Origin of the sequence: Corynebacterium sp. LK10 (genome assembly GCF_008042455.1) — a bacterium.
Taxonomy (GTDB): Bacteria; Actinomycetota; Actinomycetes; order Mycobacteriales; family Mycobacteriaceae; genus Corynebacterium; species Corynebacterium jeikeium_D.
This window is the reverse complement of sequence record NZ_NOVT01000005.1, coordinates 115290-140462: the sequence shown is the minus strand read 5'-3', so window position 1 is coordinate 140462 and position 25173 is coordinate 115290. Positions and strand designations below refer to the sequence as shown.

Annotated in this window: 25 protein-coding genes and 1 tRNA gene; 9 read left to right on the top strand and 17 right to left on the bottom strand. The window is 57.4% G+C overall.

Annotated elements, in window-relative coordinates:
• Positions 1-23: 23 nt before the first annotated feature.
• Positions 24-1130, top strand: coding sequence for a histidine kinase (locus CHU70_RS02560; RefSeq protein WP_222865557.1), 1107 nt, complete (start codon positions 24-26; stop codon positions 1128-1130).
• Positions 1131-1263: 133 nt separating this feature from the next.
• Complete coding sequence (locus CHU70_RS02555; RefSeq protein WP_016421571.1) at positions 1264-1917, top strand: response regulator transcription factor; 654 nt, start codon at positions 1264-1266, stop codon at positions 1915-1917.
• A 140-nt stretch (positions 1918-2057) separates the two neighbouring features.
• On the opposite strand, the gene CHU70_RS02550 is transcribed toward CHU70_RS02555, so the two are convergent.
• From CHU70_RS02550 to CHU70_RS02540, 3 genes are read right to left on the bottom strand one after another with little or no spacing between them, the layout of a single operon-like run.
• Entirely contained in the window at positions 2058-2657 is a 600-nt protein-coding gene (locus tag CHU70_RS02550; RefSeq protein ID WP_016421572.1) for a hypothetical protein, read from the bottom strand.
• An 8-nt stretch (positions 2658-2665) separates the two neighbouring features.
• The gene (locus CHU70_RS02545; RefSeq protein ID WP_005511744.1) at positions 2666-3340 is read right to left on the bottom strand and encodes a hypothetical protein; all 675 of its coding nucleotides are present in this window, start codon (positions 3338-3340) and stop codon (positions 2666-2668) included.
• A 47-nt stretch (positions 3341-3387) separates the two neighbouring features.
• Positions 3388-3984: a hypothetical protein gene (locus CHU70_RS02540; protein ID WP_048734421.1), complete on the bottom strand. Its 597-nt coding sequence runs from the start codon at positions 3982-3984 to the stop codon at positions 3388-3390.
• 518 nt (positions 3985-4502) lie between these two features.
• On the opposite strand from CHU70_RS02540, the gene CHU70_RS02535 reads away from it, so the two are divergent.
• Positions 4503-4694: a hypothetical protein gene (locus tag CHU70_RS02535; protein WP_048734418.1), complete on the top strand. Its 192-nt coding sequence runs from the start codon at positions 4503-4505 to the stop codon at positions 4692-4694.
• 49 nt (positions 4695-4743) lie between these two features.
• On the opposite strand, the gene CHU70_RS02530 is transcribed toward CHU70_RS02535, so the two are convergent.
• Both CHU70_RS02530 and CHU70_RS02525 read right to left on the bottom strand, forming a co-directional pair.
• On the bottom strand, positions 4744-5511 hold the full coding sequence (locus tag CHU70_RS02530; RefSeq protein ID WP_070862478.1) for an FMN reductase: 768 nt from the start codon (positions 5509-5511) through the stop codon (positions 4744-4746).
• Positions 5508-6632 carry a CE1758 family FMN-dependent luciferase-like monooxygenase gene (locus CHU70_RS02525; protein WP_070862477.1) on the bottom strand — a complete coding sequence of 375 codons (1125 nt, stop codon included), beginning with the start codon at positions 6630-6632 and terminating at the stop codon, positions 5508-5510. The genes CHU70_RS02530 and CHU70_RS02525 overlap by 4 nt, the downstream gene beginning before the upstream one ends.
• A gap of 303 nt (positions 6633-6935) precedes the next feature.
• Here CHU70_RS02525 and CHU70_RS02520 point away from each other — a divergent pair, with 303 nt between their 5' ends.
• The 3 genes from CHU70_RS02520 to CHU70_RS02510 all read left to right on the top strand — a co-directional run bounded on the left by CHU70_RS02520 (position 6936) and on the right by CHU70_RS02510 (position 10996).
• Entirely contained in the window at positions 6936-7472 is a 537-nt protein-coding gene (locus tag CHU70_RS02520) for a YceI family protein (protein WP_048734412.1), read from the top strand.
• A gap of 148 nt (positions 7473-7620) precedes the next feature.
• Positions 7621-8991, top strand: a complete 1371-nt coding sequence (locus CHU70_RS02515) for a pyridoxal phosphate-dependent aminotransferase (protein WP_371416033.1) — start codon at positions 7621-7623, stop codon at positions 8989-8991.
• A 496-nt stretch (positions 8992-9487) separates the two neighbouring features.
• A complete protein-coding gene (locus CHU70_RS02510) occupies positions 9488-10996 on the top strand; it encodes a YibE/F family protein (RefSeq protein WP_147719436.1) in 1509 nt (502 codons plus the stop codon).
• On the opposite strand, the gene CHU70_RS02505 is transcribed toward CHU70_RS02510, so the two are convergent.
• Both CHU70_RS02505 and dcd read right to left on the bottom strand, forming a co-directional pair.
• Positions 10993-12375, bottom strand: coding sequence for a UDP-glucose/GDP-mannose dehydrogenase family protein (locus CHU70_RS02505; protein ID WP_147719435.1), 1383 nt, complete (start codon positions 12373-12375; stop codon positions 10993-10995). The two genes, CHU70_RS02510 and CHU70_RS02505, sit on opposite strands and share 4 nt — an antisense overlap.
• Before the next feature lie 201 nt (positions 12376-12576).
• Entirely contained in the window at positions 12577-13158 is a 582-nt protein-coding gene (gene dcd, locus CHU70_RS02500) for a dCTP deaminase (RefSeq protein ID WP_147739745.1), read from the bottom strand.
• 207 nt (positions 13159-13365) lie between these two features.
• Between dcd and CHU70_RS02495 the strand changes: the two genes are divergently transcribed.
• Positions 13366-13439 (top strand) — tRNA-Gly (locus tag CHU70_RS02495).
• Between the two features lie 149 nt (positions 13440-13588).
• On the opposite strand, the gene CHU70_RS02490 is transcribed toward CHU70_RS02495, so the two are convergent.
• From CHU70_RS02490 to CHU70_RS02445, 10 genes are all read right to left on the bottom strand, one after another.
• On the bottom strand, positions 13589-14980 hold the full coding sequence (locus CHU70_RS02490; protein ID WP_147739744.1) for an ABC transporter ATP-binding protein: 1392 nt from the start codon (positions 14978-14980) through the stop codon (positions 13589-13591).
• On the bottom strand, positions 14977-15663 hold the full coding sequence (locus CHU70_RS02485) for an energy-coupling factor transporter transmembrane protein EcfT (protein WP_070437217.1): 687 nt from the start codon (positions 15661-15663) through the stop codon (positions 14977-14979). The genes CHU70_RS02490 and CHU70_RS02485 overlap by 4 nt, the downstream gene beginning before the upstream one ends.
• Positions 15656-16252, bottom strand: a complete 597-nt coding sequence (locus tag CHU70_RS02480) for an MptD family putative ECF transporter S component (protein WP_070437219.1) — start codon at positions 16250-16252, stop codon at positions 15656-15658. Before CHU70_RS02480 ends, CHU70_RS02485 begins: the two co-directional genes overlap by 8 nt.
• Before the next feature lie 34 nt (positions 16253-16286).
• Positions 16287-18035, bottom strand: coding sequence for an ABC transporter ATP-binding protein (locus CHU70_RS02475; RefSeq protein ID WP_070437222.1), 1749 nt, complete (start codon positions 18033-18035; stop codon positions 16287-16289).
• Positions 18032-19819: an ABC transporter ATP-binding protein gene (locus CHU70_RS02470; protein WP_070437316.1), complete on the bottom strand. Its 1788-nt coding sequence runs from the start codon at positions 19817-19819 to the stop codon at positions 18032-18034. The genes CHU70_RS02475 and CHU70_RS02470 overlap by 4 nt, the downstream gene beginning before the upstream one ends.
• An 84-nt stretch (positions 19820-19903) precedes the next feature.
• Positions 19904-20371 carry a zinc ribbon domain-containing protein gene (locus tag CHU70_RS11345; RefSeq protein WP_224433374.1) on the bottom strand — a complete coding sequence of 156 codons (468 nt, stop codon included), beginning with the start codon at positions 20369-20371 and terminating at the stop codon, positions 19904-19906.
• A gap of 15 nt (positions 20372-20386) precedes the next feature.
• Positions 20387-20776, bottom strand: coding sequence for a recombinase family protein (locus tag CHU70_RS11335; protein ID WP_070429408.1), 390 nt, complete (start codon positions 20774-20776; stop codon positions 20387-20389).
• 91 nt (positions 20777-20867) lie between these two features.
• Positions 20868-21533 (bottom strand): response regulator transcription factor, encoded by a 666-nt coding sequence (locus tag CHU70_RS02455; RefSeq protein WP_070437225.1) that lies wholly within the window; start codon positions 21531-21533, stop codon positions 20868-20870.
• Positions 21530-22699 carry a sensor histidine kinase gene (locus CHU70_RS02450; RefSeq protein ID WP_070437227.1) on the bottom strand — a complete coding sequence of 390 codons (1170 nt, stop codon included), beginning with the start codon at positions 22697-22699 and terminating at the stop codon, positions 21530-21532. The genes CHU70_RS02455 and CHU70_RS02450 overlap by 4 nt, the downstream gene beginning before the upstream one ends.
• Before the next feature lie 56 nt (positions 22700-22755).
• Positions 22756-24087, bottom strand: a complete 1332-nt coding sequence (locus tag CHU70_RS02445) for an MFS transporter (protein WP_083280580.1) — start codon at positions 24085-24087, stop codon at positions 22756-22758.
• A 186-nt stretch (positions 24088-24273) separates the two neighbouring features.
• Here CHU70_RS02445 and CHU70_RS02440 point away from each other — a divergent pair, with 186 nt between their 5' ends.
• On the top strand, positions 24274-24753 hold the full coding sequence (locus CHU70_RS02440) for a universal stress protein (protein ID WP_147719434.1): 480 nt from the start codon (positions 24274-24276) through the stop codon (positions 24751-24753).
• Between the two features lie 196 nt (positions 24754-24949).
• The gene (locus CHU70_RS02435; RefSeq protein WP_005510537.1) at positions 24950-25144 is read left to right on the top strand and encodes a DUF2613 domain-containing protein; all 195 of its coding nucleotides are present in this window, start codon (positions 24950-24952) and stop codon (positions 25142-25144) included.
• Positions 25145-25173 lie beyond the last annotated feature (29 nt).

Here is a 25173-nt window from a genome sequence, read left to right as displayed (position 1 = left end):
TGAGGACTCCGGGGTCAGTGGAGATGGTCATTGCGCTGGTTCTCACGGCTCTCGATGCGCTAATTTTCCGCGAGAGCAACTCTGATCTGTTGTTGCCGACCATTATCGGTGGCCTTCAGGTCATTCTTGTTGCAGTGGCGACCTATCTGCCACTTTTTGCCATGGTGGTTGTCCCAGCGAATTTCTTGGCATTGACTTTCCTTCCCACAGAGCAGGCTCCAATGCAGATTTTCTGCGCGCTTCTCATCGTGGAAGTGATGCGTGCTAACAACAACAAGATGCCGGCGAGAATCACTGCGTTGCTCTTGTTGGTGATCTCAAACTACGACGTCAACACAAGTACTTTCGCACGTGACCATGTCGCGACCTTTGTGACAACACTGCTTTTTGTAATTGCCTACGCCATCGGCATGATGCGCAGTCGCTACAAAGAACAACGCCGGCGGGCAACGATTGAATCTAACCGCGCTCTGGAAGAGCAACGCCTTGAGTTGGCGACCGTACTGCACGACTCCACTGCCAAGTCCTTTACTCGCGTAACCATGCTGGCGCAGGCGCTCGCCATCGAGCGAGAAGGGACCGATGAAAAACTTGAAGAATCCCTGGAGGACATCGCAGAGACCTCCCGAGAAGGCCTGCTACAGCTTCGCCAGTTGCTTTCATTGCTGAAATCAGCTGACGACGAGAGTTCTTTGACCTCAGCTATCGGCCAGGATGAGCGAGTTCCCAGCATGAACAAGGTGCTCCAACAGGCCAAGGATGAACTGCAGGAAGCTGGGTTTAACGTTTCGCTGGCCACGAAGATTGAAACCGAGCCCTCTTTGACGCAGATTTCAGAGGTTATCTCGCCGGCGCTGTCGGAGTTCTGCACGAACATTCAGAAGTACGGCGAACCGCAAACGAACGTTCACATTCTGGCGCTGAGCAATGAGGAAGATGGCTTCACGCTCGACATCAGCAATCAGATATCGAAGGCGCTACCGCATTTTCTGCCGCGGGCGATGCTCTCGAGCGGTTTGGGGCTTTCCTCACTGCATCGGCGAGTGCGACCGTGGGACGGTTCCATCACGTCAGAACGAGAAGGAAATGTGTGGAATTGCAAACTCCACATGCCACCTACCAACCAGTAGGTTACGCTAGCGTAAGATTGATGTAGTAGCCGCCTGTGACGAAGATATCTCTCGAAAAGTCCTGGTTAGCGTAGTAATATCACACGATGACAGATATTGTTCGGTTTTTATAACTTCTATGAAAGGTTCGCGGATGTCTGACATTAAGGTTCTCATTGTCGACGACGACCCACTCGTACTCTCGACGCTGCGAACCTATTTCAAGAAGGCACCGCATATCACCGTGGTCGATGAAGCCAGCGATGGCCACGAAGCTCTCAACATTATTGCCCGTGGTGGCGTTGACGTAGTTTTGACCGATATTCATATGCCCAACATGGACGGCGTTGAGCTACTTGAGCGCATTAAGAAGGTGGAGAATCCACCGAAATTCATCGCTATCACCTCATTTGATACCGATGAAACAATGCTGAAAATCTTGAGTCTCGGCGGAAATGGCTACATTCTCAAAACTGCCCGCCCGGAATCTGTCATTGGCACCGTTGAAGATGTCTTCCAGGGTGGCACCGTCATCTCGCCGATTTCTGCGACTCGGCTGATTAAAACTCTGCCGTCCCGCAACATTTCCTCGTACAAGATCACTCAAGCCGAGCGAGAGGTTCTCGGCCTGATCTGCCGCGGTAAGTCAAACCACGACATCGCCAAGGAACTCGGCAAGTCGCCGGGCACTATCAAGAAGCACCTCTCCAGCATGTTCAATAAGTTTGGAGCTACCTCTCGCCTGGACCTGGCGCTGAAAGCAATAGACGCAGGCTTCCACCCGCCGGCATCCGCTGCCGCAGAATAACCAGGGGCTCTGAGATTTGGCCGGTTAGCGGCTCTGAATTGAGCCTTTGCAGGCCCGAGATGGATAGCAAAAAGGGGCATATTCACTTTCGCGAATATGCCCCTTTTACCCGTGCTGAGTGTGGAGAGAGAACTGTGTAACTACTGGATGGTCACCTCGACATGTCGCTCGCGCGGAGCCACACCGAAGTAGGTGCGCCCAATTGGCTCCCACGTCTTCGAGTTGGCGTTGCAGCGAACAGTCTGTCCGGCGAACTCGTCAACCAGGAATCCCCAGCTCAGACGACCAGTTTCACCCTTGCGTACTTCGTATGGCCCGATCTTCTGCCCGAGGCTCCAAACCATCTCTCGGGAGTATTCCCAGGAGTACTTGCGGTTGAGCTCCTTGCTGACCTTCACACTGACAGAGATATTGGTCCACCACTTCTTGGTCTTGGACTCCTTGATGGTCTGCGTCAGCGGAATCGGCTCATCACCGATGTCATTCTTCGTAGAAACAACGCCCTCAACGTCGTAGCGAGAGCCGGTGATTTCCACGAACTCAGCCACCGAACCCGGAGCTTCACAAGTGGTTCCCGGTGCCGGACCGCGGTCAACTGCCGCCGGCTTGGGCACTGGTACCCACTCCTCCGGCGCGAACGGTTCACCGGCTCCTGGATTCGGGGCGGCCACCGCTGTCGGAGCACCGAGTCCGAGCGCAAAGACCGTCGTCAAGCACATGGCGACAACACGCTTTTTCATAACTGCTCCTAGTCGTTAATCGTGGCGGATGCCGGGCCGCCGTCACCGGAGTTACCGCTGACAGGCGCCCACTGCTGACGGTGCTCGCCCTCCTTGGTGGTCTTGTGCCAGACCACGAAGCGAGTCGACGGCCCCTTGCCGTTGTACTCACCGAAGTAGGGCTCACCGCGCCACAGGCCGGTCTTCTGGTCACAGGTGCGAACACGGCCAATGAAGGACTTCATGTGCACGCCGTAGTCTGCGCGAACGGTCTCACCGGGGTTGACGGTCACCGGGCCCAGCTTGTCGCCAACCGACCACTGACTGACCTCGACGATGCCGTACTTGTTCTTCACCCCGTGGAGGAACACGTCCCACATATTTCCGGAGCTCATGGCCTTCACAGACTCGTTGACTCCCTCTGTCACCTCGAGGGTGTACTGAATAGGGCGGTCAGTGCGGTTGGTGAATGAGTTAGTGCCGTTGTAGCGGTCCCATTCGTCGGTAATCCACTGTTCCCAGGGGTGACGCTTGGCATCCTTGACCGGGTCACATTTATCCGTATTGGTGAAACCGGTGTGGTGCTCATCCTGGTCAGGGGTCTGGGTCAGCGGGGTCGCCGCGGCCTGTCCAACGATGCCTGGTGCAAGAAGACTTGCACCCATCACCGCGCAGGCCAGGGCCTTCTTTTTCAGGCTCAACATGGAGAAACTTCCTTCTGCTTCGAGGTCTTAAAGAGGCTCAGCCCGTCTTAGACGGCGTACTCCTTGACCTGTGCCGGAGCAGCACCGTCGACGGAGCGATCAGCTTCGTTGGCGCGCATGGAAACGCGAATGTGGCGCTCCTTCGGGATGGTGCCCCAGTACGGACGACCTGCGTCGATCCACTTTCCGCCCTTACAGGTCAGGTGAGTACCTTCGAAGGACTGGTTCAGGAAGCCATACTCCAGAACACCGGTGTAGCCAGGCTTGACTGGGTACGGGCCGAGGGTCTGGCCAACTTCCCAGGTCTGAGTGGACTGGTAGCCGGCGCTAAAGGTGACATGGAAGAGCTTGAGCAGGTCGAAGTCGACCGAACCGCCGACATTCCAGGACTTGGTCTTGCCCTCCTTCAGGGTCTGGGTCAGCGGCAGGTCGGTGTCGCCGTAGTTAGCGACAGTCGCAGTACCTTCGACCTCGAACTTCGAGCCGGTGATCTTCAGGGACTGGCCGGACTGGCCTTCAACGGAGCAGGTGCCACCGACGGTGCCCGGGGTAGGGGCTGGGGCAGCTTCGGCCATCGGGGCGACAGCCAGCGAGGACATGGTAACCAGGGCTGCAATGGAGCCGGAGAGCAGGGTCTTCTTCACGGCGAAATCCTTTCAGGATGTGACGAGCAACTCGTAAGGAAATACTTGAACTGACACCTGCAAAGGTAAGTCGAAATTCAGCGTTTTGTAATGGAAAATTTTCGACTGGCTTTACGACGGCCGCAGCAATTATCCACATAGTAAAAATGGAATCTCACCGATTTCTGCCACGCGAAAATACGACATCTAATTGACCCTGACCAGCGATTATGGGCGCCACAATAAGATTTCGGCGATCAATTTAAACGCATTAGAACTACACCTTTTGAACCAATTCAAAAATGCCTCGGTCGGCCACTTGGTACTAGACAATCAACATTTCGGCCACTAGCCCACCTACATAAAGACACCAGAGAGTAGCCGAATGGCCACCCCCAGGCGCGGGCAGGTAGAGAGACCTCCACACTTCACACTCTTGATTAAATAGTTATGATTTCTTTATTAATCACTGGCGAAGTCCGGCAGTCCACAAAGCCCTGACACTTTGCCGAGGCAGATATCTTTCGGAGTACTACCTAATGTTTCGACGCACTTCTGTTCTTGCTACCACCATTGCATCCGCAGCACTTTCCCTGGGCGCGCTGACCGGCGCCCCGGCCGCTACCGCAGCACCGACAGCTACGACCAGCAGCGACGACCTGCAGGTTAAGGAATACGCTCTTTCCGATACCTTCTCTTGCGACTACTACAACCTGCCGTGGTGCCGCTAAAGAGCGCTGACGCCGCCCTCCCCTGCCCTCCCTTCACGTGAGCGCACGGCTACTTCGCGGTACCGTCGAGCCCCTCTAGCAGCGTGGCAAAATCCGTGACGTTAGTATCCACCCGCGTGTTTGTACTGCGTCGCCTGTTCGGCGCGCTGGCACCCTGATTCCCCTCGCTGGCCCCGCCCGCTGAATGCGCTGCACCCTTTTCTTCAGCTTCGTTCCCAAAATCTGGACCAAAACCGACTACTGCCGAGCGAACACCGACAAGGTACTCGGCAAGCTCACGAGCTGCACGCACGACGCGATTGTTCATCTCCGCGCCGGACACTCCGCCGGCGCCATTTCCGGCACCATCGCCAGCACCAAAGTCCTCAGTGGCTGCAAATACAGCAGTCGGCATAACCGTGCCGCGCAGGTAGCTAAACAGCGGACGCATCGCATACTCCAGCACCAACGAATGTCGTGCTGTGCCAGCCGTCGCAGCAATAATGACCGGCATAGAAGTCAGCGCATCCTTATCCAGGGCGTCGAAAAACATCTTGAACAACCCCGAGTAAGACGCTGCGAACACCGGGGTCGCGGCAATCAATCCATCAGCACCGCTGACAGTCTCGAGGGCGGCGCGCAATTTTTCGTCGTAAAGCCCTGTGGACATCACAGTGCCGAGGCTGACAGCGAGTTCGCGCAGCTCGACGTACTCAATTTGGAGCCCCTCGCCACGCTTGGAGACCTGCGCCTCGACGGCCTCCGCGATGCGGTCGGCAAGGATGCGCGTGGTTGATGGATCGGAAACACCAGCACTTACGACGACGAGCTTTTTCACTGCTGATTCCTTTCAGCCGGGCGGACGAGAAGGTGCGGGGAATCTACGCCTTCGGCAACCAGCGAGGCATGCGTCGGCGGGTCGGAAGGCACGTGCGCCGGGCGGCGGCGCTCAAACTCTTCACGCAGGACCGGAACGATTTCGGTTCCCAGGATTTCAACCTGCTCCAACGCCATTTCCAGCGGCAGGCCGGCGTGGTCGATGAGGAAGAGCTGTCGCTGGTAGTCGCCAACGGCATCTGCATAGCCCAGGTAACGTTCGATAATTTGCTCAGGCGTGCCGACGGTCAGTGGAGTGATGTTCTCGAATTCTTCCAGAGATGGCCCATGTCCATAGACCGGGGCATTGTCGAAGTATGGGCGGAAAATCTCCTTGGCCTTCTTCTCCGTCTCAGCGGCGAAGACCTGACCGCCAAGCCCGACGATTGCCTGATCAGCAGCACCATGACCGTAGTGCTCAAAGCGCTGGCGGTAGAGGTTGACCATGGCTGTGGTGTGCTCGATATTCCAGAAAATGTGGTTATGGAAGAAGCCGTCCCCATAGAAGGCGGCCTGCTCAGCAATCTCAGTGGAGCGGATTGAGCCGTGCCACACGAAAGGTGCTACACCGTCGAGCGGGCGCGGTGTGGACGTAAAGGACTGCAGCGGAGTGCGGAATTGACCTTGCCAATCCACATTCTCCTCACGCCAAAGAGTGCGCAGCAGGTGATAGTTCTCGATGGCCAGCGGAATTCCCTTGCGAATATCCTTGCCAAACCACGGATAAACAGGCCCGGTGTTGCCGCGGCCCATCATGAGATCAATGCGACCTTCGGAAAGGTGCTGGAGGTAGGCGTAATCCTCGGCGATGCGCACGGGGTCGGTGGTGGTAATCAGCGTTGTCGAAGTCGACAGAATCAGATTTTCGGTCTGTGCTGCGAGGTTGGCTAATAAAATCGGCGGATTCGCCGGTGCCACAAACGGTGGATTGTGGTGCTGGCCAGTAGCAAATACATCGAGGCCGACCTCTTCGGCCTTCTTCGCTAGGGCGACAGTTGCCTTAACTCGCTCATGTTCAGTAGGGATTTGTCCAGTCGTGGGATCTTTTGTGACGTCGCCAATTGTAAAAATTCCGAATTGCATAATTCTCAATCCTAAATAGCAGTTGTTGACATGTCAACGCCTGTTAGGCTGGGCATAAGCGCTTAAAACGACTCCATATAAACCGCCTCCAACCAAAGGAGCCTCGCCCAGCCATGACAAAACCCCGAGCCAATCGCCCGACCGGATGTGCGCTTCTAAAAAATATTCGGCATTTTCTTTGAACTTTGTTGACACATCACCACATCTAGAGTTATCGTTGACACGTCAACACCGGAAGTTGGTTCCGGCGGACAAAAATACTTCGAAACATTCGAGATACTTTTAACTTTTAGGAGATTCACTATGGCTCTTCAGTCTGGCAACTACGTTCTTGATGCACAGCACTCCACCGTTGGATTCACCGTTCGTCACGCAATGATCACTAAGGTCCACGGTCAGTTCACTCAGTTTGAGTCCGTTATTAATTTTGATGCCGACAAGCCGGAGAATTCCACGGCAAAGGCGACCATTCAGGCGAACTCCATCAACACCAACAATGAAGAGCGCGACAACCACCTGCGCTCGAAGGACTTCTTCGGCACCGACGAAAACCCAACCTTCGAATTCGTTTCCACCGCTATCGAGCTCCAGAGCGAAGAAAAGGCCACCGTTACCGGCGACCTAACCATCAACGGCATCACCAAGCCGGTCACCCTGGATGTCGACATTTTCGGCTCCGCTGAAGACCCATGGGGTCAGACTCGCGTTGGCTTCGAGGCAGCCACCAAGATTGACCGCACCGATTTCGGCATCGATTACAACGCTCCTATTAAGACTGGCGGCCTGCTCCTTGGCAACGAGATTTCCCTGCAGATCGACGGCTCCGCAGTTAAGCAGTAACTAGCAGCCAGAACCCCAGCTGCCCGCACCCCAGTAAAGCGTCCTGCATCCTCATGCAGGGCGCTTTTGCGCAATCAATGTGCAATTAATCTGCCCCCGCTGTGAGAAAAGCATGGTGCGGGAGCAAAAAAGTGGCATGCTTAGACAGGTGAGTTCCAGTAAAGACACTTCCCAGGGCACCGAAACCACCAACGAGACAACGCAGGACGCTCAGGCTGCGCAGGCCGCTCAGGCCGAGCAGTCCCGTGCTGCCCGTGTTGCCGCCCGTCGTGGAAACATCAGGGCACCTCGCCGCACTCCACTGAAGACACTGGACCAATCCTCCAAGCTGCAGAACGTCCTCTACGACATTCGCGGTCCGGTGACTACTCTCGCCGAACAGATGGAGGCCGACGGCCACCGCATCATGATGCTCAACACCGGCAATCCGGCAAAGTTCGGCTTTGATGCACCTGACACCATCGTGCAGGACATGGTCCGCGCCCTCCCCCACGCACAGGGCTACTCCGAGTCCAAGGGTATTTACTCCGCACGCCGTGCCGTCGTCACGCGCTATGAGATGGACCCGGACTTCCCCCGTTTCGACGTCAACGACGTCTGGCTGGGCAACGGCGTCTCCGAGCTGATTTCCATCACCACGCAGGCGCTGCTCAACGAGGGCGATGAGGTCCTCATTCCAGCTCCGGATTACCCGCTCTGGACTGCAGCAACCACCCTCGCCGGCGGCAAGGCCGTCCACTACACGTGCGATGAGGAGAATAACTGGGCCCCGGATGTCGAAGACATTCGCTCGAAGGTGACGGATCGCACGAAGGCGATTGTCATCATCAACCCGAACAATCCGACCGGCGCGGTCTACACACGCCAGACACTCGAAGCCATCGTCGATATCGCTCGTGAGCACTCACTCCTGCTGCTTTCCGACGAAATCTACGACCGCATCCTCTACGACGATGCAGAGCACATTTCCACTGCCTCCTTGGCCCCGGATTTGCTCTGTATCACCTTCAACGGCCTGTCCAAGACCTACCGTGTGGCCGGCTACCGCGCTGGCTGGATGGTGCTGACTGGCCCGAAGCGCCACGCAGAGGGCTTTATCGAGGGCATCAACTTGCTGGCCAGCACCCGTCTATGCCCGAATGTCCCTGCTCAACACGGCATTCAGGTGGCACTTGGCGGCTACCAGTCCATCGAGGACTTGATCTTGCCAGGCGGTCGCCTTCTGGAGCAGCGCAATGTCGCCTACGAGGGACTGACCTCAATTCCAGGCGTGAGCTGTGTAAAGCCGATGGGCGCCATGTACGCATTCCCGAAGCTGGATCCGAACGTCTACGAAATTCACGATGACGAGAAGCTGATGCTCGACATCCTGCGTGAAGAGAAGATCCTGATGGTCGGCGGCTCTGGCTTCAACTACCCGATGCCGGATCACTTCCGGATTGTCACCCTGCCATGGGCACGCGACCTGAAGGAAGCTATCGAGCGCCTGGGCAACTTCCTGGTCAGCTACAAGCAGTAGCAGTACTTAAGGTTGCGCACGCTGCTGGTTCTGCCCTTCTCACATATCGATGCGCTATTCACTTATGGCCGCACTGGAGCGCATCGATGAGTGAGTATTGCATCGATAGGTGAGCCATAGCGCTGATGACTACGGCTCGGCGCGCCGGAATGGCGGTACGCCTTCCGGTGCTGGTGCAGCGATTAGGTTATTAAGGGTGGGCAGGCATTCAAAAGATTCAATGAACTCTGACAACCAGCAACCTTTTCGCGTTGCTCCGGGTTCCGACATAGGTGCGCATCTCGACGTACTGAAGAACTCGAACAGCGGCTCCCCTACCGGCCGGTTCCGGGCTGTCAATACCGCGAATCAACCCAACTCTGCAACTTCGGCTGCCCCAGCACGACATGCAGAGCCTGCCGCACATTCAAAACCAGCACCGGCACGGCAAAACGAACCTGCGCAAGCCAAACCAAAACCAACGAAACCGCGGCACAACCCCACAAGAGCACGTCGCTTGCTGGCCACAGTTCTCACAGTTGCTGGTATTGCCACTTTCCTCGCAGTGATTGGGCTCTGGCCATCGGGTGAAGCTCCGAGCCCAGGGCCGGGATTCCTGCAGTCACAGACGTCAGCTGCAGAGACGGTTAAGGGAACCGTCGTAAAGCACAGCGTCGGCGCGTGCAATTCGCCTGACAACGGACGCGTCTTCGACGACCAGCCGCGTCCAGGGCTGACGGCTTCGCTCAACGACCCCGCGGCGCCGAAGTGCCAGATCTCGGTCATTGAGCTGACCTCGGGCCCAGACGAGGGCAAGAAGACTCTTCTGGAGGCATCCGGCCTGCCCGGCGAGATTGAGCTGGCGGAGGGCGACAAGGTCGTCCTGGCAATTCACCGTCCAAACGCTGCCGGTACCGGAGCTGTCGACAATGGTGCCGTGCCGAATCCGGGGTTGATGACACCACCTCCCGGCATTGTTCCCGCGCCTGCCCCTGAGGGCGCAGAGGATGCGCCTGCACCAGCCCCAGAGGCTCCGGCACCGACTCCGGCACCAGCTCCGGCCCCGGAGCAGGAACCAGCACCTGAATCCGGCGCAGAAGCTCCTGCTGCTCCTGCTCCACCCGCACCACCTGCCCCCGAGGCTCCCGCGGCCGACACTAACGTCGTCGACCTCGCACCTCATCAGGTTGTCGACACCGCTAGCATCGGGAACACCTACACCTTTCTGGACATGGATCGCACCACGACAATCTGGTTGTGGCTCGGCGCGGCAGTACTTCTCATCATCCTCGTCGGCATGACTCGCGGGGTCTTGAGCCTCATTGGTCTTGGCATCACGCTGGCCACAGTGATGGGATTCCTGGTTCCGGCACTGCTACGCGGTGGCGATCCTGTGGCCTTAGCCATCACGGCGGGCGCGGCGATCCTCTTCCCGGTGCTCTTCCTCGTACATGGCATCAATTGGAAGTCAGCTTCCGCACTGGCGGGAACACTCACCACGATGGTGTTGGCGGCGGGCCTGGCCAACCTCGCAATCTCCACGTCACAGCTACGTGGTCTCGGCAACGAGGACAACCTGCTCATTCAGCTTTACCTGCCTGACGTCTCCGTCACAGGTCTGCTTCTGGCGGGATTCATCATCGGCGCGTTGGGCGTGCTTAACGACGTCACCATCGCCCAGGCATCGACCGTCCAGGAGCTTTACGAAGCAGCTCCGCGGTCGCGGCCTATGGAGGTCTTCCGCTCGGCAATGCGCGTCGGTCGCGATCACATCGCGTCGATGGTCTACACACTGGTACTGGCGTACCTCGGCACCGCACTACCGCTATCGATTTTGTTAAGCGTCTCCGACCGGCCGCTGATGCAGTCGTTGACCTCCGATGTCGTGGCCACAGAGCTGCTGCGTTCCACCATCGGTGCGGTGGCTTTGGTACTCGCAGTGCCGATTACCACCCTCATCGCCGCCTATACCGTGGCCCCGGAGGGTATGAAGTTTCCGAAGCGCTCGAGGGCGGCTAGCATTTAGCCGCGGCCGAGGCAGGTGACATCCCAGCCTGCGGCACGCCACTGGTCGGCTGGCAGGCAGTTGCGGCCGTCGAGCACTGCTGCACGCTTGACCAGCTTCTTCGCAGCCACCGGGTCGATGTCGCGGAACTGCTGCCACTCGGTGGCGACGACAACCATCTCCGTGCCTTCCAGGGCAGCTTCGATGCTCGGTGCGTACTCCAAGGTCGGGAAATTCTTCTTGGCGTTCTCCATGGCCTGCGGGTCATAAACACTCACCGAAGCGCCCGCCAGAGACAGCGAACCAGCAATCGACAGCGCCGGGGAGTCACGCACATCGTCAGAGTTCGGCTTGAAAGCCGCACCCAGCACGGTCACGGTGTGGCCGAGCAGCGAGCCGCCGAAGCTACCACGCACCAGGTCAACGGTCTTTTCACGGCGACGCATGTTAATCGCATCGACCTCACGCAGGAAGGTCAGCGCCTGGTCAACGCCCAGCTCACCGGCGCGGGCCATGAATGCGCGGATATCCTTCGGCAGGCAACCGCCGCCGAAGCCCAGACCCGCGTTGAGGAAGCGGCGGCCAATTCGGGCATCCATACCGATGGCGTCGGCAAGCGTGGTGATATCCGCACCTGTGACCTCACAGATTTCGGAGACCGCGTTGATGAAGGAAATCTTGGTGGCGAGGAATGCATTCGCCGACACCTTCACCAGCTCTGCGGTGGCAGTGTCCGCGACGATAAGCGGCGTCTCGCGCTCGAAGATAGGACCGAAGCACTCGCGCAGGCTGTCCTCAGCGATTGACTCGACCTCCTGACCAGCACCATTGAGGATCATGCCCGGCTTCTGGGTGCCCAGCACCACACGGTCCGGCTCCAGGGTGTCCTTTACCGCGAAGCCCTCGCGCAGGAACTCCGGGTTCCAGGCGATCTCGAGGCTGGTGTTCTTCAACTGCTCATCACCGGCTGCGGCGCGCTCACCGATCATCTTCGCAGCTAGCTCCTGCAAGCGCGGTGCGGTACCGACGGGCACAGTGGACTTACCAAACACTAAATGCTTGCCGACGACGCGCTTGGCCAATTCGGTAACAGCTGCGTCCACATAGCGAACATCGGCTGCGTACGAGCCCTTGACCTGCGGAGTTCCGACACCTACGAAGTGGACGTTCGCAAATTCAACAGCCTCGTCGTAGTTAGTGGTGAAACGTAGTCGCCCCGACTCAACGTGCTTCTTTAGCAGTTCGGGCAAGCCGGGTTCAAAGAAAGGAACTTGGCCTGCGGACAATGCCTCAATCTTGGCGGGATCAACATCTACGCCGAGAACCTCGTGGCCTAACTCCGCCATCGCCGCGGCATGAGTGGCGCCAAGGTAACCCGTACCAATAACCGTAATACGCATAAGGGCTATTATTTATCGAAAGATAAAAGGCCCTCAAGCCGATTTAACCCTTAAATGGTGTGAACTAAAGGCCCATATTTAGGCTTTTCACCTGCGGAAACTCTTTATTGAACAATTGTTTCCATTTCTTCACCGAGAATTCACTCGGGGCTATTCACAATTCATTTATATTCCGAGTTCATATCCCGAGTTTCAGGTGCCTTATTCCTCATCACGGAAGTTCAGGTACGCACGCGACGGCGTCGGGCCGCGCTGCCCCTGATACTTCGAACCGAGCTTGCCGGAACCGTAAGGCACTTCTGCCGGCGAGGACATCTTGAACAGTGCCAGCTGGCCGACCTTCATATTTGGCCACAGTGCGATAGGCAAGTTCGCCACATTGGATAGCTCCAGCGTGATGTGACCTGAAAACCCTGGATCAATAAAGCCGGCGGTCGAGTGCGTTGCCAGGCCCAGACGCCCCAGCGAAGACTTACCTTCCAGGCGGCCTGCCCAGTTCGGAGGAATAGTGAAGTACTCCAGGGTCGATGCCAGGACGAACTCGCCCGGGTGAAGAATGAAGGGCTGCCCTTCTGGAACCTCGTGCGGGGACGTCAGTTCTTCCTGCGGCAACTTCGGATCGATGTGCGTGTACTGCGAGTTGTTAAAAACTCGGAAGAACTTGTCCAGACGCACGTCGATGGACGAAGGCTGAATCATCTTCGGGTCAAAAGGATCAATGCCGAGATGGCCGGAGCCTTCGGCATCGATAGCGGCACGAATATCACGATCTGAGAGCAACACATAGACCAGCTTAACCGCTCTGTAATGCACAGCGTGCGCGGGTTGCAGGATATGCCCGCGATAAATTCAGCGGAGCTGCTGCCAACCAATTTTTTCGACGCGAATCGAGAGTGCTACATTGAAGTTACAGAGGGCGACTGATTTCCTGCATGCCACACCTACTGTGCCAATCCCGTGGCGTGCTTTTAATCATTCCGCCTACTGTGTGCCGATGTAGTTCAATGGTAGAACTCCTGCTTCCCAAGCAGGCGGCGCGGGTTCGATTCCCGTCATCGGCTCCACTTAGACGTCGAAAATGATAAGTAGGCGTTTGCGTTAGCGAGTATGCCCCAAGGGGGTCAAGAAAATCGCTTGCGTTAGCGAGTGTATAGCGCGTTAACTCTGACCTGTAGAAACACTTTCCTCTCTTTCGGCTGAGTGAGCGTTTGCGTTAGCAGGCGTTGATTTGGTCGAGGTGGATAGCGTGGTCGGCGACCTCGGTAACGAGTTCAGCATCGTGGGTGATGACGATGACGACGGCACCAGTGTCAGCGAGTTTACGCATTACTCGGGAAATCGCGACAAGGTGTTTGTAGCCAACACCGGACGTGGGCTCGTCGAAGATGTAAACTTTCTTGTTCGCAGCAAGCGCTGTAGCAATAACCAGACGTTGACGTTGCCCGCCAGAGAGTGCTTGCGGATGATCAGCCTCGTGGTCGGCAAGGTCGAGTTCTTCAAGGATCGCGTGGGCATCGATGTGTTGCTTTTCGGCTTTGGTCGTGCCGAGCGTGACTTCGTCGATGACGGTATCTGAGAACAACTGTCGGGTAGGGTCTTGCATCACAAGGTAGGCGTCGCGGCTGGTGAATTTTTGTCCGCCGAGTGTGATGGATGCATGTTTGGCTTTTTCTAGTCCGCAAACAATGCGTGCCAGTGTTGATTTGCCTGACCCGCACGGGCCGAGGAGTGCCGTGATTTTCCCTGCCGGAAACAACACGTGGTTAATATTGAGGACTGTGTTTCCGTGGCGGTAGGCAAAGGCGAGGTTGTCGATTGTGAGCCCTTCACCTTCTGGTTCGGGCAGGCTCGGCATGGATACGGGCACTAGGGATCGCAGCCCAAGCTGTTTGCGCTCCTCATCCGAGGTAGCGTAGAACTCTTCGCCGGTTGCGGTGAGGACAATCTTGCCTTTGTCGAAGCAGTAGACACGGTCGACGATCCCGGAAAGGAAACTTAGCCGGTGTTCAGCAATGATGATGGTGTGTCCATCGGCTTTGAGCCTGGCGATGAGTGTGGCGAGTTGGTCGATAACGTCAGCGGACAAGTTCGCGGTTGGCTCGTCAAAGACGATCAGCGACGTGTTGTTGCACATGGCGACGGAGCAGGCCACGCGTTGCATCTGTCCGCCTGATAGTTGTGTGACGCGGGATTCCAGCAGGTCGGCGATACCTAACTCGGCTGCGACCTCGTCAATGCGGGCACAGATCTCCTGCGGGTCGCGGCCGAGATTTTCTGGGCCGAAGGCGAGTTCTTGGCGCACGTGGGTGGTGTAGAACTGGGTGCGCGGGTTTTGAAACACTGTCGAACAGTGGTGGGCAAGGTGTGGCAGGTCTGTTTGTGCCACGTCAATGTCGTCGACTGTGACGTTTCCGGTAAGGTCGCCGTCGTGGAAGTGCGGGATGAGCCCGTTAAATAGCCGTAGTGCGGTGGTTTTTCCTGACCCGGATGCGCCACACAGCAAGGTGACGGTTCCGGGTGTGATGGTGATGGTTGCGTCGTTGATTGAGGGGTGGTCTGCTCCTCGATAGGTGAAGGTGACCCTAGTTGCTTGGGCTATTGTCATAGGACGATTCTCCATATCGCGAAGCCGATAACGATGAGCAGAATGACTGCGTCGACCACTCGGAATTTCACGACTGTGACTGAGGTGGGCTTTGCGGTTCCGCCCAGTCCGCGCACGAGGGCGGCCGATGCCAGTTCGTCCCCGCTGCGTACCACGGTCGATAGCAGAGGGATTGTGAAGTATTGCGCCGCACGCAGTGAGAGCACGGACATGCCGCGTAGTTTCATGGCATCTGAGATCGCTTTAACTTCGTGGCCGATCACGGGCAGCACACGTAACGCGACTGAGATCGGGATCGTGAAACAGGTCGGGATTCGTGAGCTGGCGAGTGCTTTTTGCAAGGTGGCGGGTCGGATTACGCCGATCGCGTAGGCTCCCATTCCTGCGCTGACGCTGAATCGCCACATCCACTGCAGAAACAGCACGAGGAACGCGCTGGCTGTTGATTTCCAGACCAGGGGTATCACGAAGACGAGTGTGCCGAGAGCCGCAAACGTGGCCAGGTAGACGGCCACCCAGCTCGGGCGCACGAGCGTGTTGGGGTTGATCGTAGCGCTCGTCAGCATCACGGCGGCGAATCCGCCCAGAGTACACACGAACCACGGCGAGTAGGCACTGTAGATCGTGGTGGAGACGATGACGAGCGCTGCGATAATGGTGCGCGGGTCGGGAAGTTTAGACAAGACCGGCCCGTTCAAAGTGTTTGCGCGCGACCCTGGTTCCCAACAGACCAGCAAGCCAGCCCACGATGAGCATCACGCCGAAGAAGCCCAGCAGAATCGGAATCGTGACGACCTGTGCCATCTTGGCGGCATACTCGGCACCCATTTGTTCGGCGATCTGCGACATATATGCGTCTTGGTTCATAAATAGCGGAATCCACGGGGAAACATAGATCGGCAGAATAAACAGTGCATATGCCAGCGGGACACGAACTTTCACGCTCTTCGGCCCCTTGGTGATCACCAAGTCAGCGAGCAGGCCGAACACAGCGGCGATCGCAATTCCTCCCACCCAGTGGCCGGTCACGAAGAAGAGGATTTCGATGATAATCAGCATGATTGTCAACGCCCCCATCTTCGGAGTGCGGGCAGTAAACAGCGCAAAGACGATGCCGTTAACGAGGATAGAAAGCAAGAAGCCGGCATACATGGCAGCCGGAATGAACCCGAGCATTCCGAATGCAAACACGATGACGAACATCAAGGCAGTGAAGACGCCGATATTGATGAAGTCGCGCGCGTTGAGGCGCGAGGATGTGGGTGTGGACATAGTTTTTCCTTTTATGTGCTGATATGCGCTGTGTTTAGACGAGTTGCCATCCGCCTGCGTTGATGCGCTCTTGCCAGAAATCGCGGTATTGACCCGGCTGGTTGACCAGCTCGTCGTGGCACCCGCGCTGGGCGATACGCCCACCGTGGGAGAGCACAATAATTTGGTCAGCTTGTCGAATGGTTTCAAGTTTGTGGGCGATCACGATCAGCGTGGAGTGCTTGCGTAGCTCATTCATCGCCGCAACAATATTGGCTTCATTTTCCGCGTCCAATGCGCTGGTGGCCTCATCGAAAAGCACGATCGGGGCCTTCTTCACCAAGGCGCGAGCGATAGAGACGCGTTGCCGTTCCCCACCTGACAGTGCACGCCCGCCAGAACCCGCCAATGAATTCCAGCCATCTGGGAGGCGGTTGACGATTTCCGTCACGCCCGACAGGTCAGCGGCCCACCTGATTTCTTCATCGGTGGCTTCTGGGTTGCCAAGGCGAATGTTGGCTTCGAGAGTGTCGTTGAATAAGTAGACGTCTTGGAAGACAAGAGACACCTGGCGCATCAAATCTTCGGTGGTCTGCTCGCGCACGTCCACTCCGCCAACGCGCACGCTGCCGGACTGCACATCCCAGAAACGTGCAACCAACCGGGCGATCGTCGTCTTCCCGCACCCAGATGGACCAACCAGGGCACACATGCCACCTTGCGGGACATGGAAGGAAATATCACGGAGAACCGGGGTGTCCGGATCGTAGCCGAAGGTGACGTCCTCGAAACGAACATCACCAGGGGCGTTTATCGGTGTAGAGGCATCGGGTTCGGACAGTTCGGGGGCATCCATGACCTTGTCGACGTGGTTCATCTGCTGGCGGCGTTCTTCCAGCCCGGTCATGCAGCCACCGATGTCTTGGAGCATGGTGGTGAACCGCAGGCACATGCCGATTGTGACCACGGCGTTCAGCGCATTCATTTGCCCGCCGAGGGCGAGTTGGGCGGTCAGCCAGATCATCACCACAATGAGCGCTTGAACGAACATCCCATTAATCAGGTTCGCTAGTGTTTCGATCCACAATGCTTTGCGACCCTTGCGGTCAGCCTGTTTGAATGCCCGATCAAGGGCCGGGTAGTCGTCGGCGACATGGCAGGAGCGCAGCGCGCCTTGGCAGGTGGCGAATTCGACCATGCGAGCCGCCAGCTCCGATTCGGCTGGTTCGGAAACCTTCTTGCCCTTATCGAGAAGCACACGGGAAATATGGAGGAAGGCAAGCATGATCGGGAACGCGATCGTCAAGGTCAGTCCCAGCCGCCAATCCCAGAACCAGGTTCCCACAGTGATCACCAGCACGGCCGAGAGTTTTTGGACGAGAGAGAAAATGAAATGTGCCGCCGACTCGCCCAAGTTCATCATTTCCTGGGTGACCATGCGCGACAGCCGTCCAGAGCTACCCGAATCGAACACTCCCAACGGTAGGCGGGCTACTTTGTTACCTACTGCCTGGTGGACGTCGTGAATGAATCCAAGCGCGCCGATATAGCCGGTGCGCATGCCATAAAACTCCGTGCCCACGCCCAGCACCGCGAACACCGCCAAGGCGATGAGCCAGCCCCAAAACGACAGCCCCCACACCGGCATTCCGGTCGCCAAGGCGCTTGCTGCAGGGAGTAGCGCGAGCAGGGCAAAGCCGTGACACAGTCCTGAGACCGCACCCCACGCTTGACCAACCGAAAGGTCTCGCCACGAGGCGGGTTCCATCAAACGCTTAAAGCGTGGCAGCAATAGTTGATTCATCGTGTCATCTCCTCGCATGCACCTTGGGCAAGAAGTGCCTGATAGTGCGCATTACCCAACAACTCGTCGTGTTTACCGACCACAGCAATGCCCCCGCGTTCCATGACGACAATCTGATCCGCGCCCCTGATCGAGGCCAGTCGGTGGGCGATCACAATCACGGTTCTGCCTTTGGCAAGAGTCGAGAGAGCTTGTTGGATTTTCGATTCCGATTCCGGGTCCGCCATCGCCGTCGCCTCGTCCAGCACCAACACTGGGGCATCAACCATGAGCGCCCGGGCGATCGCGATACGGGCTGCCTGCCCGCCCGAAACGTGGGTGTCCTCCCCCAACACAGTGTCGTAACCATCTGGCAGGCTCATGATGAACTCGTCGATCTGCGCTGCTCTCGCCGCCTGCCGCACCTGATCCAAGGTTGCGTCTCGCGCGCCCAGGGCAATGTTGTTGTGGATGGTGTCGCGAATAAGCTGTGCATCTTGCAGGACGAATGCGACCGTCGAATACAACACATCCTGGGAAATGCTCTTTAGATCAACCCCGCCGATGGTGATCGTGCCAGCGTCCGGGTCATCAAAGCGGGCCATCAAACTCGCCAACGTCGACTTCCCCGCACCCGACGGGCCAACCAGCGCGGTCACCGTGCCTGCCGGAATGCTCAGGCTCACCTCGTCTAATGCCTGGGTGTCGTCATAGGCATACGACACACCCCGAATCTCGATATCATGACCGTGTGGTGTCTGTGGCGCATCGGGCTGACTCAACGCCGGTAGCTCCATGACATTCACCAGCCGTACTGCCGCTGAACCTGCGAGCTGATAAGACCAGGCGATGGTTGCGACTGCCATCAACGCTCCCGGCAGCACCAAGGCAATCAACGTCGTCGCTATCACCTCGTAGATGCTCACCCAACCGGCGTTCATCATCAACGCGCCACCGCCAAGGTTCACGATCAACAACACCGGGATCGACACCCACGAAAATGAGGCGACCGACATCGACACCAGCGGCATACACCACGCCCGGTAGAACTTAGAAAACTCGTTAGCTGCATCTAAATAGGCTTTATGTGCTTGGCCAACCTTGCCGAACGCTTTCACCACTGAGATACCGGCAACGAACTCGGCCATCGTTGCCGAAACCTGAGCAAGCTTGGTGTCCATTTCCGCGGTCTTCTCATTCATCCCACGCATCGACATGCCATACATGCCCACATAAACCGGAATCGTCGCAATCGACAGCAGAGCGAGCCGCCAATCCACCACGAACGCATAGGCCAACAAGGCGAGCGGGGAGACGATTGCGTTCAGTTTCTCGATCGGCCCGTGTGCGATCACTGTGTGCACCGTGGCCGTATCATCCTGAATGGTCTTGCGGATCTTCCCTTCGCCCTCGCGGGTAAACCACGACAGCGGAGCAGTCGACATTCGGGCGGCAATTTGCCGACGCATCTGATTACGCAACGACAGGTCAATAAAATGCGTCACGCCCAACGCAACAAAATACAAAGTCAACCGCGCCATGTAAGCAGAAACAAGGAGCATCACGATCCAGTTCACCCGCGCCGGGTCCACCCGGTCTTGCATCAGCGCAGCTCCCAGCTCCACCAAAGCCACATAGGGTGCGATAGCCAACACCCCAGAGGCGAACGTTAAGGCCTGCGCGATAAACAGTTTGCCTTTCACCGGCTGCGATAGCTGACGGATCGCGTTCTGGCCAGCGACTGATTTTTCCTTCGCCGACCCATACTCGCCTTCAACAACCCGATCCGTTGCACTTTCGTTCACGTAAGCACCATCCTTCTTAGGCATGCCTAACCTTACTATATTTCTGGGAGGTGTGTCTACTGTGCACGTCAACTGATACGAACATCACCCTTTCAGGGCAATCCTCACCTGTTCACCGGTGCGGAACACGAACCGGATCGCGTCCTCGGTGACAATGGCGTGGTCGATAAGTGCGCTCCATTGTGCGGGGTGAAACTCGCTCACAGGTTCCCCTGTCAGATCATTCAGGGTTGTGGTGATGGCGGCGTGCTTGGCTGTGTTCGCTGCGATATCTTTTTCCAGGCTTGTTCTACGTGCGAGCGTCTTACGGTAGGTAGTATCGAGTTCGGCGTACGCGGATTGGCAGGCGTCCTGGTCGAGCGCACACCGCTGGTTTTCCGCAATCAGCGCTTCGATCTGCTCGTCTTTCACCGTCGCGCTGCTGCAGGGATGTTCGTCTGTGTATTTATGGTTGCATTGCCAAACTGCGTCTTTGCATTTCGTGTTCGACGCCCACGTTTTACGCCCATACCACGCCCCACACCGAGCACATTCCAGCCGGGTGGAGAACAACCCGACTTTCGCTGACTATATGTTGCCATGCCTGGTGGCGAGTTCGTATTGCATCTGATCCCAGATACGCGGTTCGGTAATCGGCTCATGATTACCTGATACATAGTATTGGGGTACTTCGCCTTCGTTGACCTTCATCTTCTTAGTAAGGAAATCGGTGGTGAACGTCTTTTGCAGCAGGGCGTCGTCCTTGTATTTTTCGTTGGACAGGATGGAGCACACTGTCGAGGTTGACCACACTTCTTTCCCGCGCGGGGTGAGAATCTTGCGGGCAGCGAGCTCGGTTTTAATCTCACTGATCGCTATCCCATCAAGGAACAGCTGGTAGATCAACCGCACGGTCGGAGCCTGCGTCTCGTCGATGACGAGGCTTCCACCCTCGCCTTTCTTATATCCGAGTAGCACCAATTACCCATAATCCCCACGCCGACTCCCGTTTCGAAGGAGTCGGCGCGGGGGCTTTTGCGTGGGTATGGAGCTGATTCAGGGGCGCAACCTAAGCCGACGGCGACGACGACGGCGACGGCGACGGTGCAGTGTATCTCAGCCACCGCAACACTGCTTTAACACGACGGTTGCTATCCTCCGGCTGGAAGCCGAGCTTTAAAAACACATTCGCCACATGCTTACTCACTGCACCAGCGGTCAGCACCAGGCGCTTTTCCATTTCCTTATTACTAAGCCCCTGCGCCATCAGGTCGAGCACTTCGCGCTCGCGCGGGGTCAGCGCGGCGATGCCGTCCTGCTTTGCAGTAAGCAGCGTTGCGACCACTTCAGGGTCAACCACGGTACCACCACCACGCACTTCTTCCAGTGCTGCGACGAAGTGGTCGACATCCGAGACGCGTTCCTTAAGCAGGTACCCAAAGCCACCATGCTGCAGCAGGCGATCCAGATAACTGGCCGCTACGTATTGACTGAGCACCACAACCGGCTGGTCAGGGTTGTCCTGGCGAAGTGTGGAGACCGCGAGCAGTCCGTCGTCACGCATGTTCGGCGGCATCCGGACATCGGTGACGATGACATCGAACGCTTGCCCTTCGGCGGTGGCGAGCAGCTGATCCGCATCGCCGACGGCGACGACCTCGTGCCCCAGCGCCCGCAGCAGGCCGGTTAGCCCCTCGCGCAGGAGTACGGAGTCCTCTGCCAGCAGTATTTTCATCGTGTCCTTCCTTGGCGAACGGGCAGTTCCAACCGCAATTCGGCACCACCGTCGGCGTTGGTGAGCGACACGGTGCCACCGAGCGCTGCCGCCCGTTCCCGCAGGCCTGCAATGCCGGTTCCATCGTCATGCTTTACGAGGTCTACAGCGTCCGCCCCCGATGGTGCTTCCAGGCCTACGCCATTGTCGCGCACGGTGACCGTAAGCGTACCGAGATGGGACACGAGCGCCTTCTTTGGAGCCTGAACCGCAAGAGTGATCTCGGCGCTGTCGGCGTGACCATGTTTGGTGGCATTGGTCAACGCTTCCGCTGCACAGTGGTACGCCAGCAACGCTGTGGTCTCATCGAGCGGGCCGAAGTCGGAGACACCATCTTCATGGACGGCTACCTGCATTCCGGAGTGCGCGGCCAGTTCCTCCACTGCTGCCACCAGACCGTTTTCAAACAGTACCGGCGGAGCAATGCCAAGCACCACCGAGCGCAGCTGTGCAAGCGCCTGCGTTGCATTGTTATCGGCGGCGGTGAGCGCCTCGGCTACCTCTTCTTCAGTCTTACCCATGCGAGCAGCGGCAATGTTGAGTTTCAAGGCGGTCAGGTGTTGCTGAGGGCCGTCGTGAAGCTCGCGTTCGATGCGGCGGCGCTCGCCTGAGAAGGAGTCAATGAGCACGTCGCGGGATTGGGTAACTTCTTCGCTGGATGGTGCGAGGATGACGCGGGAGAGCCAAATGGACAGCAGGCCGGCACCGAAGTTGATGGCGATGGTCAGCGCCAAAAAGAGGATGGCGAAAACCCAGGCAACAGCAATTTTCTGTGTTGGGTCCGTCAGAGTCCAGCTGAAAAACTGCACTTCATCAACCAGGAAAGGTGCAGCGAAGAGCACACCGACAGTGAAGCCGCCGCCGACCCACGCTGTGAAGGTGACAAAGCCAATGGCCAACTGGACGAGCAAGTTGACGAAGTTGCGGATGTCGAACCAACGATTGGTCACGCGGTTGGCAATCGGGGTGCCGGACCACGATGCCACCCAGCGAGAGAGCCAGTCGGCACCTCGGCCGATGAGCGGAATCCACGGCAGAAGCACAACAGAGGCAATCAAACCCGGAATGAACAGCAGTCCGAGAATAAAACTCCAGGCCAGCGCGATTAAATTCTTTTTCTTTGTCATAGGTTCAAAGCTAAGTTGGCCCGGGTTCAAATGCAGTGGAGCTAACTCCCCTAAATTCAGTCGAGCTGAATACGCCCCGGCTTCTTTTCACCGATACCTCGGTCGGCCAGTTCGTCATCAATGTACGTTGGCCGACCGACAGCCAGCCCAAGCACTGCAAGCACGACCGTAGTACCAAGCAGTACGACCAGAATAGGTGTCCACGTTTCCGTCGTTCCAGCGGCCACACCCACCAGGAATGGCCCGACTGCGGAGAAAATGTAGCCGATTGGCTGCACGAAGCCGGACAGCCGCGCGGTCAGCTCATGGCTGCGCGTGCGGCCCGGAATCAGCGCGATAGCCATGGGGAAACAAAAACCACCCACGCCCAGCAGGAACGCAGCCCCAATCGCGTATCCAACACCAGTTTCCGCCGCTCCCCGCTGGTCGATCAGAATCATCAACGCGTACCCGAGGAAGAAAAGGCAGCCGAGACCAAAGGCGACGTAGGACATGGTGCGGAGCCGTGCAATCAGCGGTGGCATCAGCAGACCGCCGATGATGCCCAGCCCTTGAACAATCATGGATGCCGCGGTAGCTACGCTGACGCTGATGCCTGCGTCGATAAGCATTTTCGGCATCCAGCCCATCAGCACGTAAGCGTTCATCGACTGCACGCCGAAGAAAACTGCCAGCGCAATGGCTGTCGGAGACTTCCAGATTGGCGTGTTTGCCGAGGAGCTGACCGAGGCCTTCGGATAGTCGAATCCGATGCGCGCACGCAGCGGCAACCACACAACGAGCTGAACAAAGGCGGTGATCGCCCATACGGCAATCGCCCAGCGCCACATATCGACGCCACCTGTGGACGCTTCGGGTGAATCGCTAATCAAAAACGCCGTCGCCGGCCCCAGTCCGCCCCCGAGGGCGAGCATGCTCGAGTACAACATCATCAGCACGACGGCATGACGGCCGCCATGCACCTTGATCCACGCAGGTAGCAGTACATTTCCCAGCGCAATACCCGCAACCGACAACGCCGTAAACAGAAGGAATAGCCAGATGCTGCTCACCCACGGGCGCACCGCAAGGCCGACGAATAGCAACGTCGCAGACAGTGTGAGTGCACCGCTTAAGCCCATTCGCTTGCCGACGGAAACCGCGGACAACCCAATCGCGAAAAATGCGAGCCCCGGAATCGCCGTAATCAGACCACCAAAGGCGGAGGAAGCGCCAAGGTCGGATAGGAGCTGATCAAGCACCGGACCAATTGACGCGATACTCGGGCGCAAATTCAGCGCCGCGACGATTACGGCGATAACAAGAACGGGAACGCTGAGCGCGATGGCATTCTTCGAGGACCCAGCAGCCTTTGGCTGTGGTTGCCCTGGTTTTTCTTCTATCGCCATAACAATGGACGTTACCGCTTCCTGCTAATGACTCTCTAGCCGACCCGAGCCCGCTGGTTCGGGGAAGCTTAAAAAACTAGCGTGCTGAATGTTGCTGTTGTCCTATCCTGGACTACAACGACATCTCTTTTTCTTTATCTATTGACAGTCTTTCGGCTATCTCTGACGTAAGGATTGAACTCAAAAATGGTTGAACCGATTTCTGATTCCATGCTCATTGCCTACGACGGCTCCGACGAAGCCAAGCGGGCGCTGGCCTATGCCGGAAAACTGCTGCGCGTTAAGAAGGCCTACATTCTGACTGCCTGGGAACCCCTGCAGCGCGCTGCAGCGCGCACTGCTGGCGCCTCTGGCATGATGCAGCCCGACTGGGATGCCACGACTGAAGACGGCGATCCGGCTCACGACGAGGCCGTCCGTATTTGCCGTGAGGGTGTACAGATTGCCGCTGAGGCTGGCTTCGTCGCGGAGCCCTACTTGGTAGAGACTGAAACTACTATCTGGTCGGCCATCGTCGATGCAGCTCACGACCTCGATGCGGACGTGATTATCTCCGGCACTCGTGGTGTGACTGGTTTGCGTGGTCTGTTCACCGCCTCGACCTCTGACGCGTTGCTGAAGAATGCTGGCCGCCCGGTCCTCGTCGTTCCGGGGGAAAAGGAATAATTTCTAGAAAATTTTTAAAAACTTACTTAGCTGATAGAAAATGGGTTAATCTCTCAACTAAGAAAACTCAATGACCGCTGAAACCGCTCAAAATTCAAGGCGGGGAGAGAATCCCAGCTGTTCCACTGGTTTACAGAAGTCACAGAGTGTAGTTTTATAAACAGTATTGACTTAATGCACACGAGGAGTCCTCAACATGGCATACGAAACTGATTCCGAGCAGCGTCGTAGCGTTGGCCCTGCCCTGGCCTCGGCGCTCATTGGCGCCCTTCTCGGTGGTGCCGCTATCTTCGGCATCGGCCAGGCTCTGACCGAAGACCGAATTCCGGAAGCACAGGCTGTTTCCACCGATGACGCTCTGCTTGGCGGTGTCGAGTACGGTCAGCGTTAAGTCTTTAACGCTAACCCTCCTTTAACGCT